Source organism: Halorubrum ruber (genome assembly GCF_018228765.1).
Taxonomy (GTDB): domain Archaea; phylum Halobacteriota; class Halobacteria; order Halobacteriales; family Haloferacaceae; genus Halorubrum; species Halorubrum ruber.
The window spans coordinates 64,288-79,714 of the sequence record NZ_CP073695.1 but is presented as its reverse complement, the minus strand read 5'-3'; the positions used below and the strand labels follow the sequence as shown (position 1 = coordinate 79,714).

The window sequence follows — 15,427 nt, the reverse complement described above, 5'->3', positions numbered from 1 at the left end:
CCTTCAGTCCGCGGCGGACGTCTGCTGTTGCCGCGTCACGCGGAGCGAGGTGACCGTCGTGTAGAGGACCGCGAACGCGACGGCGACCGCCGCGCCGATGACGAGCACTAATCCGATCAGTTCGAGCGTCGGGTTACCGAGGTACGAGCCCACTTCGCCGATGCCTACGGCGATGGAGCCGACCAGCAGCATCCCGCCGAAGTACACCTTGATCTCGTCGGAGTCGACGACGGCGGTCGCGGCCGAGCCGACGCGCGCGCCCAGCGCGCTCCCGAACAGCAGCGGGGCGACGATACCGAGGTTCACGCCGCCGCCCTGTCCGTAGAGGTAGCTCCCGAGCCCGCCGGAGAAGACGATCTCGAAGAGGTCGGTCCCGACCGCGACGGGCACCGGGACGCCGATCGCGTAGATCATCGCGGGCATCCGGATGAACCCGCCGCCGACGCCGAGGAATCCGGACAGGACGCCGGTCGAGAAGGCGACGGCCGTGATGACCCACACGGAGACGCTGACGTCGCCGCGGAGCGTCACCATCGGCGGGATCCGGACGGTCCGTTGGATCTTCTTCGCGATCTCGGGGATCTCGTACTCGTCGAGGTCCTTGTCGGCCGCCTCGTGGTCGACGCCGCCCCCGCCGTCGCCCTTCAGGGCGTCGCGGGTGACCATCGCCCCGACGCCGCCGAGCAGGACGACGTAGGCGACGCTGATGACGCCGCCGGCGAGTCCCATCGATTCGAGGTAGTAGACGCTGGCGCGGCCGGCCTCGATGCCGATGGTCGTCCCCGTAATCATGATCACGCCGAGCTTGTAGTCGACCTGCCCGAGGTCGTGGTGTTTCAGCGTCGCGATGACGGCCGTCCCGAAGACGAACGCCATCCCGCTCCCGACCGCGACGGGCGCCGGGTAGTCCAACATGAGCAGGGCCGGCGTGACGAGGAACGACCCCCCCATGCCGAAGAACCCGAACAGGACGCCGACGACGAGGCCGAACCCGGCGAACAGGGCGAGCATCTCGGGGCTCGTCCCCAGGAATCCGGGCCCGCTGAGGAGGCTACCGAGCACTCGCGTCACCCCCGACGATGAGGTCCATTAGGTACGGCCCGACGAGCCGTTCGAGGCCGCCGTACCCGATGTACAGCACGAACGCTTCGAAGAGGATCGCGCCGATAAGCAGGGCCGTCTCCGGGTCCCAGCTCGGGATCTCTAGTCCTGCCATCGACTCACCCTCCGACTTCCGAACGCGGAAATTCGCTTTTGGCACATTTCTGCTCACTCTCCCCTACCCGCTTCGTGCCTATAACGGTTTTGGGCTGAATGTACAATACTATATTCCGGTAACCTCGGCCGGAGTACCGATAACTTATAGAGAGGTTTTCGTGCTCGACGGCCCCGTTCGTCGTCCGCGTTGTGGTCGCCCCACGTCTTCGGCCCCACGTCTTCGGCCGCACGCCTTCCGAGCCGAGCGCAACCGTGTTGTCGTCGCCCGCCCAAGGCGTCGACATGCGGGCCCTGTGCGCGACCGACCTGTCGGCCGCCAGCGAGGCGACCATCGAGAACGAGACGTGTCTGGACTGTCTGGGCCGCATCGGCGTTCGGACGGTCCACCTCGTCACGGTCGTTCCGGGGAACGTCCACGCCGCGACGCCGGGCGTCGACTTCGAGGCGCGGCGGCGCCGGGGGCTCGACAGGTACCGGGCGGTGATCGAGGCCGCGGGGTTCGACGTCGAGACGCACGTCGTCCGCGGGACGCCGCACCGCCGTCTCAACGACATCGCCGAGACCGTCCACGCCGACCTCTCGGTCGTCGGGTCGCGGGGACGGAGCCCGCTGGAGAACCGGGTCGTCGGCTCGACCGCGCGCAACCTCGCGCGGACCACCGTCGTCCCGCTGTTAGTCAACCGCGTCGAGCGGGCGGTCGACGACCCAGACGTCCGCCGCGAGCACCTCTTTCGGCGGATACTCTTCGCGACGGACTTCTCCGAGCACGCCGCCCGCGCGTTCGACGCGTTCTCGTACCTCCGTCACGCGACCGACGAGGCGACGCTCGTCCACGTCCGCTCGCCGAAAGACGAGGGCGCGGGCGGCGACGCCGGCACCGGTCCGGCCGAGCGGCTGGCCGAGCGGGCGCGCACGCTGGAGGAGTGGGGGATCGAGACGCGGACCGAGGTCCGCCGCGGCGACCCCGCCGAGGAGATCCTCGCCGCCGAGGCGGCGGTCACGCCGTCGACGGTCCTCGTCGGCTCGAAGGGCCGGAGCCGCGTCCGGCGGCTCCTGCTGGGCAGCGTCTCCGGGGAGATCGTCGCGCGGGCGACGGGGAACGTCTTCCTCGTCCCGCCGCCCCGAGCGACTTAAAAAAGCAGGCGTCTCGATGGGCAGATCGTCACGCCGCGGTGACGCGATCGCTGCCGTGGCGGCTACTTCGGTAGCTCTCCTACAGTTTATTTATAAATGGATACCGGTGAGTCGCCTGCGAACACCGCTACAGCCCCAGCCGCTCGTTTATAAATCGTTACTGACGGCTCGGTGACGGACACCGCCAAAGCCCCAGTCGCTCGCTCATAAATTATCAGTGACGAATCAGCAGGGAACTCCTCCAAAGCCCCAGCCGCGAGGACTCGCGCGACTCGCTGTGCGCTTCACTCGGTCGCTCACTGCGCTCGCTCCCTCGTTCCAGTGCTTGCGTCGTCGTGCTTCGTCCTCGCGACAGCGTGGCGCTACGCGCCACGGGCAACCGGCGGCTCCGCCGCCGGTGACTGCCCCTTTGAGTCCAGCCCCGCACGGCACCGCGACCGCCGGAAGACGGTCCTGCTCGCTCGCTTCGCTCGCTGCGCGGGCTGCGACTTCCGTGCTCCCGCTCGCTCCCTCCGGTCGCTCGCGGGACCGCACCTCACGCCTCCCCAGCCTCGTCGGTCGGCGTTTAAAACGCCGACCGACTCCCTCGCGCGTGCTGTCTCGCGGCCGCCGAGGGCGGCCGCTCGCAGGCACGCGCCGCTGCTACCGCTTCGGGTATTTATAAAGAAACGGCGCCGCGGCGTGGCTCGCTTATAAAGCGAGCGCCGCGACGGCGTACGCGAGCGCGAACGAGACGGCGAACGAGCCGGCCCACGCCCCCACGGTCGTCAGGATCTTCTCGGCGTCCACCGCGTCGCGGCCGCCGACGGCCGCGCCGCTCCCGATGATCGCGCTGACGACGATCTCGTTGAACGAGACCGGCACCCCGAGCAGCACCGCGAGCTGCGCGATCAGGAACGACGGGACGAGCGCGGAGATGGAGCGCCGCGGCCCGAGCGAGGAGTAGTCCTGCGAGAGCGACTTGATCATCCGCGGCGCGCCGGTCCACGAGCCGACCAGCATCCCGAACCCGCCGCCGACGAGGACGGCGGTCGTCGACACCATCCCCACCTCGTCGAGCAGCGGGAGCAGCGGCCCGACCGCTAACCCGACCTGACTCCCGCCCGCGGAGAAGGCGACGAGCGACCCGAGCGCCAGCAGCACGCGCCGCAGCCCGCCCGCTTCGTCGCGGCTCACGTCCCACCAGACGACGGTCGCGATCGCCAGCGCGGCGAGCCCGGTGATCGCGGCCGCCGACGCGAGGCCGTCGACCGAGAGGGTCCGCTGCGCGAGTCCGCTGACGGTCCCCGGCGCGGCCCCCTCGCCGAGGAAGCTGAACCGGACGTTCACGAGGACGGCGCCGACGAGGCCGGCGAGGACCGGGACGCTGTACCGCTCGGCGACCCCGGGTCGCGGGAGGACCGAGGCGATTCCGAAGGCGATGCCGCCGCCGACGAACGGCGTCAGCAGCCAGACGGCGCCGATCTGCTGGTACTTCGCCCAGACCGGCGTCCCGCCGAGCGCGAGGCCGACGCCGATGACGGCGCCGGTCACGGTGAACGCGGTCGCGATAGGGATCCCGGTGACGATGCCGACCGCCATCAGCCCCGCGCCCAGCAAGAGCACGAGGATAACGCCGGCGACGGGCAGACTGATGCCGCCGACGAGGCCGCTGCCGACGGCCTCCGAGACGTTGCCGCCCTGCGTGACGGCGCCGACGAAGCCGAAGACGCCGACCAGGAGGGCGGCCCGCATCGTCCCGATGGCGTTCGCGCCGACGGCGGGGGCAAACGGGGTCGCGCCGCTCGACCCGGCGCCGATCACCCACGCCATGAACAGGCTGGCGAGCGCCGCGCCGACGAAGAGGGCGATGAGAGCGGGGTCCATGGAGGAGGCGTGTCAGTCCGCGCCCGCCGGGGCGGCGTCGCGGGTCTCGCTCCGGCTCCGCCAGTACCCCTGCGCGTACGCGCCGACGAACATGCCGCCGAGCGCCCAGAGGATGGTGACGTTGCCGACCCCGAGGCTGGCGTACGCCGCGCCCGGGCAGATCCCCGAGAGCCCCCAGCCGACGCCGAAGACGGCGCCGCCGACGAGAACGTTCCGGTCGAACGGTTTCAGCCGGCGCTCGTACGGGCTCCCCGTGAGGGGCGCGGTGTCTCGGATCCGCGGCAGCAGCGCGAACGCGATCCCGGAGACGATCGCGGCCCCGAACATCACGAACGGGAGGCCGAGGTCCTCGAACAGCAGGAAGTTCACCACGACCTCCGGCCGCGCCATGTGGCTGAACCCGAGCCCGAACCCGAAGATCAGCCCGCCGACGAACACCAGCGGCTTGAACAGGGGATGACGGTCGTCGCTCACGTGTCGCTCCCTCCGGTCGCTCCCGTTCGCGCAGTTCGAGACGCGCGCCGCTCACGGCTCACGTCCGTTCGCCGTTCGCTCCCCGAGGCGCTCACTCCGTTCGCGCCTCGGTCCGCTCGCGTCTCGCGCATTACGGACTCACCCCCAACGCGGCGACGACCTGTGCGGTCCCGATCGCCACGGTCAGGAACGTCGCGACGCCGACCAGCGACGTCTTCGACGCCGAGCCGACGCCGCAGACGCCGTGTCCGGACGTACACCCCTTCCCGACGCGGGTCCCGATACCGACCAAGATCCCGCCGAGGAACAGCCGCCACGGCTGGATGTCCGTCGTCCACAGCGTCACGCCGGCGACTTCGTAGAGCTGACCGGTCGTTCCGGGCTCGTACAGCGAGGTCGTGACCACGCCGGACTGGACCGTCGCGGCGAACGCGAGCGCGCCCAGGATGATCCCGGCCGTGAACACGAGCCGCCAGTCCCGCGAGCCGACGTACTGCTGGAACCGCGACTGGTCGGAGACGTACGACAGCGTCGACTCCAGGAACGTGCTCGCCCCGGCCGGAATGCCGGTCCCGACGTAGATGACGACGGTCCCGAGGCCGACGAGCAGCCCGCCGACGGCGTACCGGCTGATCCCGTTGGGGAACAGCTCGGCGACGGCCTGAAGCAGTACTGGGTCAGCAACCATCGGCGTCGTCAGTCACCCGCGAGCGAGTCTTGGCTGGCGGCGCAGTTGTTCGGCCCGAGCTCGAGGGTGAACGCCTCCTCGTCGTCGACGGTGTTCTGCCCGAGGTTCGTCGCGATGATGTCCTCGTAGTTGGCCGGGCGCGGCGGCATATCCGAGAGGATCAGCTCGACGAAGTCGTCCTCCTCCATGGTGAGCGCGTCCATCTCCGCGACGAGCTCGCCGATCGGCGCCGTGTAGGTGCCGTCGTCGGCCGGGACGGCCGCGTCGCTGAAGTGCGCGCCGCCGATCAGGGTGTCGTCGGGCAGCGTCAGCACCCGCTCCTGAAGCGACTCGTACAGCATGCGCGCGGCGTCGGGGGCGCCGTCGTCGCCCTCTTCGAGGTCGGGTCGGGCGACGCTCTCGATGAACAGTCCGTCGCCGGTCGCGAGGAGGCTCTCGTCGACGAGGTAGGAGGTCATCCCGGTCGTGTGGCCGGGCGTGTAGACGGTCTCGATCGCCGCGTCGCCGACTTCGAAGGTGTCGCCGTCTTCGGCCGTGGTCAGCTCGTCGGCGTAGGTGACGCCGCGGTCGACGGCGGCGTCGGGGATGACGCCCTCCACGCCTTCGGCGTCGAGGTCGCGCACGCCCGAGATGTGGTCGGCGTGGACGTGCGTGTCGATGGCGTACGTCAGGTCGACGCCGAGGTCGTCGGCGTCGTCGAGGTAGCGGTCGGTGAAGGCCCGGAGCGGGTCGATGATCGCGGCCTCCCCGTCGTCGTAGAGGAGGTAGCCGAGACAGCCCGACGAGGGGCGCTGGTACTGGAGGAGCGTGCCGGCGCCGTCGTAGCGGTCGACCTCGACGGCCTCGTAGATGCTCGCCCAGCCGTTCATCCCGTCTTCGAGGTGGTCGACGTCATAGCCGCGCTCCGCGAGCGTGCCCGCGACGTACTCGCTGGCGCCGCCCTTCGCGCAGAGGACGGTCACCTCGCGGTCGTCGGGAATCCGATCGAGGACGTCGTCGTCGACCTCGTCCTCGAGGAACTCGAAGTACGGGACGTTGATCGACGTGACGTTCTCGCCGTCGATGCGCCACTCGTCGTAATCCGACTGCATGCGCGTGTCGAGGATCGTGACGTCCTCGCCCGCGTCGATTCGGTCTTTGAGCGATTCCGGGTCGACGGAGTCGACATCGACGTCCGGAGTCGGGAAGTCGTCGGCATTCATGTTTCGCACTCAGTTCTACCGGGTCGACGCACAAAAGCATTTTCATAGTATTTCCTATTTCAAACAATACTACGGGGAGCGATCTTCGTCCGGTGGCCCCCTCGTGTCCCCGAAGGCGGGTTATAAGCCGTCTAAACCGGTTTGGCTTTATACAGTAGTCGGCGATCTTCACAAGAATCGACAATCTTTTACTGTGCTGGGAGGTATTGTGCGCTAGCTCCAATACAGACAACCGGAGCAGATATCCCATGAGTGCCGAATTCGACATCGCGGAGACGCTTGACGTGAAAGGCGCATCGTGCCCCATGCCAGTGGTGAAGACGAAGTCCGCCATCGACGACCTCGCCGCGGGCGAGGTCCTCGAGGTGGTGGCGACGGACCCCGGTAGCATGAGCGACATCGACGGCTGGGCCGACGGCACCGAGGGCGTCGAGCTCGTCGACCAGACGGAGGGCGACGACGTGTACAACCACTACGTCCGCAAGACGGAGTAACGATGAGCACGGACACACCCGACGCGTCGGCCGAGGAGGGGCAGACCGAGGACGCGTCGCCCGAGGACGTGCCGGCCGACGAGGCGCCCTCGCGCGCGGAGCTGGCCGCGCGCGTCGACGAGCTTGAGGAGGCGCTCGCCGAGGCCACCGACGAAGACGGCGGCAAGAAGATGAGCATCATCGCCACGAAGGGGACGCTGGACATGGCGTACCCGCCGCTCATCCTCGCCAGCACCGCGGCCGCGTTCGGCTACGAGGTGACCGTCTTCACCACCTTCTGGGGGCTCGACATGCTCCACGAGGAGCGGTCGAAGAACCTCCAGCTCAGCTCCGTCGGGAACCCCAACATGCCCGTCCCCAACGCCGTCGCCGCGCTCCCCGGGATGGACCGCGTCACGACGAAGATGATGGAAAAGCGGATCACGGACAACGACACCGCCACGATCGAGGAACTCCTCGAGACGAGCCTGGAGATGGGCGTGGAGTTCCAGGCCTGTCAGATGACCATCGAGCTGATGGACTACGACGAGGACGACTTCTACGACGGCGTCACCACCGGCGTCGGCGCCGCGACCGCCATTCAGGACATGGCCGAGGCGGACATCCAGCTGCTGGTCTGACCGCCGTCGACCAAACTCCGGTTCCGATTTCTGAACCTCCGTTCTCCCACTACAACTCCCTAGCGGTTCACTCGCGGCCGGACCGCTCGCGGCCGATCGCGCTCGCCACTGCGAGCAGGTAGCCTAACCCGTACTGGACCTCCGGGTCGCGCACGCCGCGGAGCAGCCCGACGGCGCCGACCCGTTCGGGCGACTCGCTTTCCGCCTCGCCGACGCCCTTCAGCAGCGTCTCGACGCCGTCGCGGGTGTCGTCGTCGGCCGCGGTCTGTGCCACCTCGCCGAGCGCGGCGCCGGTCCCGGCCAGCGACGCGACCATCTCGTCGTCGAGGGCCGCGGTCGCCAGCGACCCGACCTCGGCGATCTCGGCCAGCTCGTCGAGCGTGCCGCTCCGCTGGAGCTCGAGCAGCGTGTCGAGCGCCTCCCGCAGCTCGTCGCCGTTCTCGCCGACCGCCTCGGCGAGCGCCACGGTCTCGTCGGTCGCGAGGCCGTCGGCGGACTCCGCGAGCGTCGACCCCGTGGCCGAGAGCTCGCGGACCATCTCGTCGTCGAGCGCGCTCTCGCCCAAGGAGAGCACGTCCAGCAGCTCGTTGACCGCGTCGAGCCGCTCGACGAACGCGGCGACGGCCTCCGGGTTCTCCGCGATCACCGCTTCGAGGTCGGCCGACTCGGAGGGTTCCGTCTCGGACATGGTCAGAGCAGCCCCCGCGCGGTGAGCCAGTATGACTCGTTGTACGCCAGCTTCGACCAGTGGAGCTTCTCCGAGGGCGGCGCGGGCGACGGCGGGTTCTCGTAGTCGAACTCGACGAACGAAGCCGAATCCATCCCGGTCTCGATGAAGCACAGGGTCTTGCCGTCGTACGTCGCCGTCGCCGGCCGACCGCGGATCTCGCTCGCGAGGCGCTGGCCGACGACGCCGGCCTGGTAGTGCGCCACGCTACCCGCGTTCGGGACGCCGGTGTCGGCGGTGTCGCCGAGCGCGTACACGTTCTCTGCCGCTTCGGCTTCGAGCGTGTGCTTGTCGACGTCGACCCAGCCGTCGTCGCCGAGCCCGGCCTCCTCGATCAGGTCGACGCCGCCGTGGGGCGGGATCGACACGAGGAGGTCGTAGTCGAGCTCGGTCCCCTCCATCGACGTGACCGTCTCCGCGTCGGGGTCGACCGACTCGGCGTTGAAGAACGTCTCCACGTTGATGTCGCGCTCCTCCATGATGGGACGGGCCCACTCGGCGATGTGGGGGTTCCCGTGAACGCGCTGGATCGGGTACGTGTAGGTGACCTCGACGTCCTCGCGCAGACCGCGCTCGCGGAACCAGTCGTCGACCATGAAGACGAACTCCAGCGGCGCCGCCGGACACATGTGCGGCGTCCCGATGACGCTCAACACGATCTCGCCCTCGGTGAACTCCAGCAGCTCCTCGCGCAGGGCGGTCGCGCCCGACTCGCTGTAGTAGTCGTGTCCACCCTCCGCGAGGCCGGGGATCTGCTCGGGCTTCAGCGTCGACCCGGTCGCCAAGACGAGGTGGTCGTACTCCATCGGCGCTCCGCCGCCGTCGAACCGGAGCCGCCGGGCGTCGGTGTCGACCTCGGACACGCGGTCGATCCGGAGGTCGACCGCGTCGTCGACGAGCTCGTCGAGCGCGCGGCGACCGTCCGCCGGCTCGCGCTGGCCGAACGGCACGTACAGCCAGACCGGCTTGTACACGTGGTCGGGGCCGTCGTTGATCAGGGTGACCTCGACCTCGCCGGCGTCGAGCTCGGGTTCGAGCCGGTCGGCGAGGTCGTTGGCGAGCACCGACCCGCCGGTCCCGCCGCCGAGGACGACGATTCGCTCGGTCATGCTTTCTCCACGTAGAACGCGTTGTGGTCGTCGAGCTCCTCGACGGCGAGCAGCTCGTTGCCGGCCTCCTCGGCCCACTCGGGGACGTCGGTGAGCGACCCGTCGCTGTCGCTCAGGAGTCGCACGACGTCCCCGGACTCGGCGCCTCGGATCGCTCCGATGAGGTCCATCAGGGGGCCGGGACACGCTGCGCCTCTGGCGTCGACGGTGTCGTCGGGTTCGATGTCGGTCATGGCAGTCTCACGTGCGGCAGTTGCGCGCGTGGCATATTAGACTTGTGCGTGGATTCCACTATTCTAATAATCTGGTCGTTCGGTGTACACGGGTCGGCCGCGACCGAGCGCGAGGGGCGTCCGCGGGCTACCGTCGGAACACGACCGCGTAATGGTACGGCGGCAGCTCGATCCGCCGGTCGAGTTCGAACGCCGCGGCTCGCGTGACGGCTTCCGCCGTTTCCTCGGGGGTCATCCGCAGCTCCGTCGGCGGGCCCCGGGGCTCGCCCCCGACGGTCGTCGCCTCGCGCGGGCGGTCGTGCCAGTTGACGACGATCAGGCTGCCGCCGGGCTCGATCGCGTCGAACGCCTCCGCGACGAACTCGGCGCGGTCGTCGACGCCGTGGAAGGTGTTCGCCACGACGAGCGCGTCGACCCGTTCCGGGAGGAGCTCGGCCAGGTTCCGGGCGTCACCGTGGACCGGAACGACGTTCCCGACCGCCTGTCGCTCGGCGAGCGACTCCAGCTCGCCGAGCAGCGACTCGTCCAAGTCGACCGCGTACACCGGCGCGGGCTCGACGATCCGGGCGGCGGGGAGCGCGAAGTAGCCGCTCCCGCAGCCGACCTCGGCCACCGACTGACCGGCCCCGATCCCGAGGTCTCGGAGCGTCGCGCCCGGCGTCGGCCAGAGCTTCCCCCACCAGTCCCAGTCGGGCTGGCCGGTGTTCTGGAACCGCTCCATCGTCAGCGAGGGTCGAGCGCGTCGGCGTCCAACGGGCGGTGCGGGCCTCGGCGTCGGCGTCGGTCGCCCCCGACGACCGCAGACCCACGTCCGTCGCCCTCGCGGAGCCGTCCGTCCGCCACGCTAATATTGTCTACCATACCCACAATTGAAACATTTCGGTATATACGTCTTTCTCACCCGTTCCGGGTCGGCGGCGAGACGCCCCGCCCGCTTGCGGACTGCTAACCGTCCATCTCAGCTCGCCACGCCGCCGGTAGCCGGGTGTACACGACCGCGTTGTCGACGAGCGCGTCGACCGGGACGTACTCGTCCGGGGCGTGGAGCGTGTCGGTCCCGAGCGCGAACTCGACGGTCGAGATCCCGGCGTTCCGGAGCTTCTTGGCGTCGCCGCCGCCCGTGGCGCTCCGCCTGAAGACGCGGTCCCCCGTCACGGCCGTCGCCGTCGACGCGACGGCCTCGACGAGCGGGCCGTCCGGGTCCTCCGCGGTGCCGATGCTCCAGGAGACGTCGGCGACCGTGATCCCCTCGCAGTCGGCGACGCACTCGCGGATCCCCGCGAGCACGTCGGGCGTGTGGACGCCGGCGGTGAGCCGCACGTCGAGTTCGGCGCGCGCCGACTGCGGCACGGCGTTCACCGCGTCGCCGCCCTCGAAGACGCCGAGGTTGATCGACGGGTACCGGAACAGGTCCCGCGCGGTCGCCTCGCCCATCGACGGGGCGTAGTACTCGATCGACTCCTCGACGATCGGGTCCATCTCGGCGTCGACGTCGAGCCGCTCGGAACCGAACCGCCGGCGCAACCGCTTGACGGCGTCGTAGAGCCGGTCGACGGCGTTGACGCCGAGCGTCGGCCGAGAGCCGTGCGCCGCCTCGCCCGACGCCTCGAGCGTCAGCCAGATGCTGCCCCGGTCCGCGACCGTGACGGAGTGGCGCCCCTCCTCGCAGGTCGGCTCGCCGATCACGCACGCGTCCGCGTCGAGCGCTCCCGCGTCGAGCAGCGCCGGGAGCCCGGCGTCGCCGCCGACCTCCTCGTCGCTCACGAACGCGAACAGCAGGTCGACGGGGGGATCCGCGTCGGTCGCGGCGAAGGCTCGGACCGCGAACAGCAGCGACGCCACGGCGCCCTTCATGTCGGTCGCCCCCCGGCCGTAGACCCGACCGTCGGCGCGTTCGCCGAGCGGGTCGCGCGTCCACGCGTCGGCGTCGAACGGCACGGTGTCGAGGTGGCCGTTGTACAGCAGCGTGCGGTCGGACGCTCCCGGGACCCGCACGAGCAGGTTCGGCTTCGCCGGGTCGACGGCGAACCGCTCGACCTCGACCGGGAGCGGGTCGAGGTACCGCTCGATCGCGGCGACGATCTCGCGCGTGTCGCCGGGCGGATTCGACGTGTCGACCGCGAGCAGATCGAGGGCCAGCGAGACCAGCGCCTCGCGGTTGGCCCGCACGTACTCGGCGGGAGCGTCGTCGCCGGCCGTCGTCGGTCGGGCCGTTCCCGTGTCGTCGACCATAGCGTCCCGTTCGGTCCCCAGCGATTTATTTATTTGTATATTTTGTACAATACCGCGGCACGAGCGGGGCGGCCGTACGCGCGTCAGGGGTCGGGTCGAATCGGGCAATCCCCGCGTTCCTCCGTCTCGCGGCCGTACCGGTCTTCGAACTCCTGAATGAGCTGTCCGACGGTCGCGTACCAGCTGTTGAGCAGCCGCTGCATCTCGCGAGCGGCTTCCTCCGAGGTCCGCGGTCGGTACACGTAGTAGTACCCGCCCTGGTCGTAGTTCTCCTGCCGCTGGACGACGACGTCGGCGTCGACGAGCCGCGAAATCGACCGGTACGCCGTCGACCGCTCGCAGTTCAGTCGGTCCGCCACGTCGTCCACGGTGAGGGCCCCGTCCGTCTGGTGGAGCTCCTGAAAGACCCTCTGGTCCCGCTCGTTGAGTCCGTGAACGCACTCTAAGAGGTCCAGACACTCCAGGTCGCGTTCGAGGTCCTCGCGCACTGAACCGGACGTCATATCGAACAGTAGGGCGGCAGAGCGGGTTAAAGTTGTTCCCGAATAGCACAATACTGCCGCGGCCGGAGGCCGCGCGGTCGATGCCCAGCTGGCCGCGTCTCCGCTCTCTCCGCGTGCCATCCGAAGAGCCTTTGTTACGTAGGCCCAAGACAGTACACGAATGACGCTTCCCATCGACCCGACGCAGATCGATCCGGACGACATCGGCGAACAGCAGGCCACCCTCGAAATGGACCACGAGGAGGCGATCGAACACGTCCGCGAGGTGTTCACCGACGCCGGCTTCGGCGTCCCCGTCGAGTTCTCGCCGTCCGAGATGCTCAACGAGAAGGTCGACGCGGGTCGTGACCCCTACTACGTGCTGGGCGCGTGTAACCCCGAGGTCGCCGACCGCGCGCTCGACGCGAGCGACAACAAGCTCGGCGCGCTGATGCCGTGTAACGTCGTGGTCTGGGAGGAGGAACCCGGCGTCCAGCGCGTCTACCACGTCTCTATCATGCGCATCGCCCGGCTCGTGGGGATGACGCCGGACGACGACGTGATGGCGGACATCGTCGCCGACACCGGCGAAATCGTCGACGAGGCGTTCGAGAACCTGTAGTCGGGCTCTGTCTCTGTTCCCGTCCCGATTCCACACCTACTTACCCGCGACCGCCGACGGACCGGTATGAACCTCGCCGATTCGCGCGTCCTCGTCACCGGGGGTGCCGGCCTCGTCGGAAGCCACCTCGCAGCGAGCCTGCTCGACCGCGGCGCGACCGTTCGCGTCGCCGACGACCTCTCGAAGGGGACCCGCGACCGAGTGCCCGACGGCGCCGAGTTCGTCGAGGCGGACGTGACCGACCCCGACGACGTCGCCCGCGCGGTCACCGACGACCTCGACGTCGTCTTCCACTTCGCGGCGTACACCGACACGAACTACGACGACGACCGCGAGCTGTTCGAGGAGAACACCGCGATGACGTACAACGTCTTAGAGCGGATGCGCGAGGTCGGCGTCGACCGCTTCGCGTTCACCTCCTCGTCGACGGTGTACGGCGAAGCGCCGCGCCCGACGGCCGAGGACTACGGCCCGCTCGAACCCATCTCGATCTACGGCTCCGCGAAGCTCGCGGACGAGGCGCTCATCTCGACGTTCGCGCACTCCTACGGGGTCCAGTCGTGGGTGTTCCGCTTCGCGAACATCGTCGGCCCGCGCCAGCGCGGCAACGTGATCCCCGACTTCATCGAGAAGTTGGATGACGATCCGACCGAGCTGGAGATTCTCGGCGACGGCCGGCAGGAGAAGTCGTACATGCACGTCTCCGAGTGCGTCGACGCGATCCAGCACGTCGTCGAGCACGCGGACGACGCGTACAACGTGTACAACCTCGGCACGCGGACGACCACCTCCGTCACCGATATCGCCGACATCGTGAGCGACGAGCTGGGCGTCGACCCGGAGTACACCTACACCGGCGGCGACCGCGGCTGGACCGGCGACGTGCCGAAGATGCGCCTGTCGATCGAGAAGCTCGCGGATCTCGGTTGGGAGCCGTCGATCGAGAGCGACGAGGCCGTGCGGCGCAGCGCGCGTGAACTGATCGACGAGATCGTTTCATAGGATACGCTCACGCTGTCGGCTTTTCTATGGGAGGGCCTTCCGAAGGCTTAGTCGCTTATTTATAAATAATCGGCTCTGTTAACATCCTCAATAAGTGATCTATTCTGCCCCCAGTAGCGGTCAATACAGGGGACTCACGGAACGCTCAGTACAGAGGGCCCATACAGCATTCGAAACGGGGTTTCACGTCAGTTCGCACGAAGCAGCCAGTTAGCGGCGAGACTTACGCATCGCTATTGGGATCAGGCGGATCATTAGTGATGTCGAACGATCCCGTCTCTACCGTCTCATCAACGTCCCCTTCAATAGTCATCTCATATGAGATATCTCTGACCGGATCTCCAACGGGAAGATCCATTCCACTGAGCCGGACACTCACCGAAGCGTAATTAGTGCCGGGACCTGGCACCAATTTGATCGAAATTGTCCCTTCATCAATTGATAGGCTGTCAAGAGTCGCACCTACCGCCCTCGATTCATTCGATGGACCCCTTTTGTTCAATGGCTCGATTACTGACTCTCCAATTGTTCCGTATTTATCAAGTACTGAGATATCTATCTTGATTACTACCTCGTCAGCTTCTGGGGTCAGCCACTCGATATCGAGATTCTGGTGGCTCCCACGATAGGCATCGATTGGGCTTGGGCACAATGTTGGTGAGAGCAACTGAGGGTCTACAAGTGTGAACTCTCCGTCCGTAGAACGGGTGAACCCGCACTTGCTCCCGCTTTGAGGACCGCCGAAAGTGCCATGGGTAATCTCAACATGGTCCTCAGGGGATTGAACATCATACTGAATTTCAGTTACTGGTTCGACATTTGTGAACTGATAGCCCGTCAGCTTCAACGCGATCGGGTCTGTCTCCGACACGTCTTCCGACGTTAGTATCAAAAGCTCAATTACTCCGTCAGTGATGTCTACGCTATCGACATTATTATTGTAGGCATCCGAAGGTCCTAATCCGTATTTCCCTTGCGTGGTTTCTACAGAGAGATCTTCCATGTTTACTCCATACTGCTCTAACGTGGAAACGTCTATCCTGATGTGATGCTCCTGATTCTCATCAGGTAGTTGCCTTCCCATCAGGTTGCTGGGATGTATGAATACCTCGAAGAGCTGTTCGGTATCGAAGCCAACTCTGATATTCTCCGCAACAACGCTCACATCAACCCACGGCTTATCCTCATTTTCTCTTAGTGGGAGGTTCAGACAGCCAGAACTGGCCGTAGTAAGAGAGATACATCCTGTAGCGATGAGATCTCGACGTTTCACGCGGAAACAGTGTCAACAGATATGTATAGGCTTTCTGTGAATCTATTGCTC

19 protein-coding genes are annotated in these 15,427 nt (G+C 67.4%); 5 read left to right on the top strand and 14 right to left on the bottom strand.

Annotated elements, in window-relative coordinates:
- Positions 1 to 3 precede the first annotated feature (3 nt).
- A complete protein-coding gene (locus J7656_RS00385; protein ID WP_211553759.1) occupies positions 4 to 1,062 on the bottom strand; it encodes a sulfite exporter TauE/SafE family protein in 1,059 nt (352 codons plus the stop codon).
- Positions 1,052 to 1,216, bottom strand: a complete 165-nt coding sequence (locus tag J7656_RS00380; protein ID WP_211553757.1) for a DUF7512 family protein — start codon at positions 1,214 to 1,216, stop codon at positions 1,052 to 1,054. The genes J7656_RS00385 and J7656_RS00380 overlap by 11 nt, the downstream gene beginning before the upstream one ends.
- A 284-nt stretch (positions 1,217 to 1,500) precedes the next feature.
- On the opposite strand from J7656_RS00380, the gene J7656_RS00375 reads away from it, so the two are divergent.
- Entirely contained in the window at positions 1,501 to 2,352 is an 852-nt protein-coding gene (locus J7656_RS00375; protein ID WP_211553755.1) for a universal stress protein, read from the top strand.
- 690 nt (positions 2,353 to 3,042) lie between these two features.
- Here the strand turns inward: J7656_RS00375 and J7656_RS00370 are convergent.
- The 4 genes from J7656_RS00370 to J7656_RS00355 all read right to left on the bottom strand — a co-directional run bounded on the left by J7656_RS00370 (position 3,043) and on the right by J7656_RS00355 (position 6,582).
- Positions 3,043 to 4,218, bottom strand: coding sequence for an inorganic phosphate transporter (locus J7656_RS00370; RefSeq protein ID WP_017341932.1), 1,176 nt, complete (start codon positions 4,216 to 4,218; stop codon positions 3,043 to 3,045).
- A 12-nt stretch (positions 4,219 to 4,230) separates the two neighbouring features.
- On the bottom strand, positions 4,231 to 4,692 hold the full coding sequence (locus tag J7656_RS00365) for a YeeE/YedE family protein (protein WP_026046106.1): 462 nt from the start codon (positions 4,690 to 4,692) through the stop codon (positions 4,231 to 4,233).
- A 130-nt stretch (positions 4,693 to 4,822) separates the two neighbouring features.
- Positions 4,823 to 5,380: a YeeE/YedE family protein gene (locus J7656_RS00360; protein ID WP_017341934.1), complete on the bottom strand. Its 558-nt coding sequence runs from the start codon at positions 5,378 to 5,380 to the stop codon at positions 4,823 to 4,825.
- An 8-nt stretch (positions 5,381 to 5,388) separates the two neighbouring features.
- A complete protein-coding gene (locus tag J7656_RS00355; protein WP_211554529.1) occupies positions 5,389 to 6,582 on the bottom strand; it encodes an MBL fold metallo-hydrolase in 1,194 nt (397 codons plus the stop codon).
- A 248-nt stretch (positions 6,583 to 6,830) separates the two neighbouring features.
- Here J7656_RS00355 and J7656_RS00350 point away from each other — a divergent pair, with 248 nt between their 5' ends.
- Complete coding sequence (locus J7656_RS00350; RefSeq protein WP_026046107.1) at positions 6,831 to 7,076, top strand: sulfurtransferase TusA family protein; 246 nt, start codon at positions 6,831 to 6,833, stop codon at positions 7,074 to 7,076.
- A gap of 2 nt (positions 7,077 to 7,078) precedes the next feature.
- Positions 7,079 to 7,696 carry a DsrE/DsrF/DrsH-like family protein gene (locus J7656_RS00345; protein ID WP_249191482.1) on the top strand — a complete coding sequence of 206 codons (618 nt, stop codon included), beginning with the start codon at positions 7,079 to 7,081 and terminating at the stop codon, positions 7,694 to 7,696.
- Between the two features lie 67 nt (positions 7,697 to 7,763).
- Here J7656_RS00345 and J7656_RS00340 read toward each other — a convergent pair whose 3' ends face one another.
- The 7 genes from J7656_RS00340 to sta1 all read right to left on the bottom strand — a co-directional run bounded on the left by J7656_RS00340 (position 7,764) and on the right by sta1 (position 12,500).
- Positions 7,764 to 8,384 carry a helical membrane plugin domain-containing protein gene (locus J7656_RS00340; RefSeq protein WP_017341938.1) on the bottom strand — a complete coding sequence of 207 codons (621 nt, stop codon included), beginning with the start codon at positions 8,382 to 8,384 and terminating at the stop codon, positions 7,764 to 7,766.
- Positions 8,385 to 8,386: 2 nt separating this feature from the next.
- Complete coding sequence (locus J7656_RS00335; RefSeq protein WP_211553753.1) at positions 8,387 to 9,532, bottom strand: NAD(P)/FAD-dependent oxidoreductase; 1,146 nt, start codon at positions 9,530 to 9,532, stop codon at positions 8,387 to 8,389.
- Positions 9,529 to 9,765, bottom strand: coding sequence for a sulfurtransferase TusA family protein (locus tag J7656_RS00330; RefSeq protein ID WP_017341940.1), 237 nt, complete (start codon positions 9,763 to 9,765; stop codon positions 9,529 to 9,531). The genes J7656_RS00335 and J7656_RS00330 overlap by 4 nt, the downstream gene beginning before the upstream one ends.
- Before the next feature lie 127 nt (positions 9,766 to 9,892).
- Positions 9,893 to 10,486 (bottom strand): class I SAM-dependent methyltransferase, encoded by a 594-nt coding sequence (locus J7656_RS00325; RefSeq protein WP_211553752.1) that lies wholly within the window; start codon positions 10,484 to 10,486, stop codon positions 9,893 to 9,895.
- Positions 10,487 to 10,488: 2 nt separating this feature from the next.
- Complete coding sequence (locus tag J7656_RS00320; protein ID WP_158603120.1) at positions 10,489 to 10,626, bottom strand: hypothetical protein; 138 nt, start codon at positions 10,624 to 10,626, stop codon at positions 10,489 to 10,491.
- Positions 10,627 to 10,710: 84 nt separating this feature from the next.
- Complete coding sequence (locus J7656_RS00315) at positions 10,711 to 11,997, bottom strand: M20 family metallopeptidase (RefSeq protein ID WP_211553751.1); 1,287 nt, start codon at positions 11,995 to 11,997, stop codon at positions 10,711 to 10,713.
- Positions 11,998 to 12,080: 83 nt separating this feature from the next.
- The gene (gene sta1 / locus J7656_RS00310) at positions 12,081 to 12,500 is read right to left on the bottom strand and encodes a Sta1 family transcriptional regulator (protein WP_249191481.1); all 420 of its coding nucleotides are present in this window, start codon (positions 12,498 to 12,500) and stop codon (positions 12,081 to 12,083) included.
- A gap of 160 nt (positions 12,501 to 12,660) precedes the next feature.
- Here sta1 and J7656_RS00305 point away from each other — a divergent pair, with 160 nt between their 5' ends.
- Both J7656_RS00305 and J7656_RS00300 read left to right on the top strand, forming a co-directional pair.
- Positions 12,661 to 13,101 (top strand): DUF302 domain-containing protein, encoded by a 441-nt coding sequence (locus tag J7656_RS00305; RefSeq protein ID WP_017341944.1) that lies wholly within the window; start codon positions 12,661 to 12,663, stop codon positions 13,099 to 13,101.
- Between the two features lie 66 nt (positions 13,102 to 13,167).
- Positions 13,168 to 14,103 carry an NAD-dependent epimerase/dehydratase family protein gene (locus J7656_RS00300; RefSeq protein WP_211553750.1) on the top strand — a complete coding sequence of 312 codons (936 nt, stop codon included), beginning with the start codon at positions 13,168 to 13,170 and terminating at the stop codon, positions 14,101 to 14,103.
- Between the two features lie 223 nt (positions 14,104 to 14,326).
- On the opposite strand, the gene J7656_RS00295 is transcribed toward J7656_RS00300, so the two are convergent.
- The gene (locus J7656_RS00295; protein WP_211553749.1) at positions 14,327 to 15,376 is read right to left on the bottom strand and encodes a hypothetical protein; all 1,050 of its coding nucleotides are present in this window, start codon (positions 15,374 to 15,376) and stop codon (positions 14,327 to 14,329) included.
- Positions 15,377 to 15,427 lie beyond the last annotated feature (51 nt).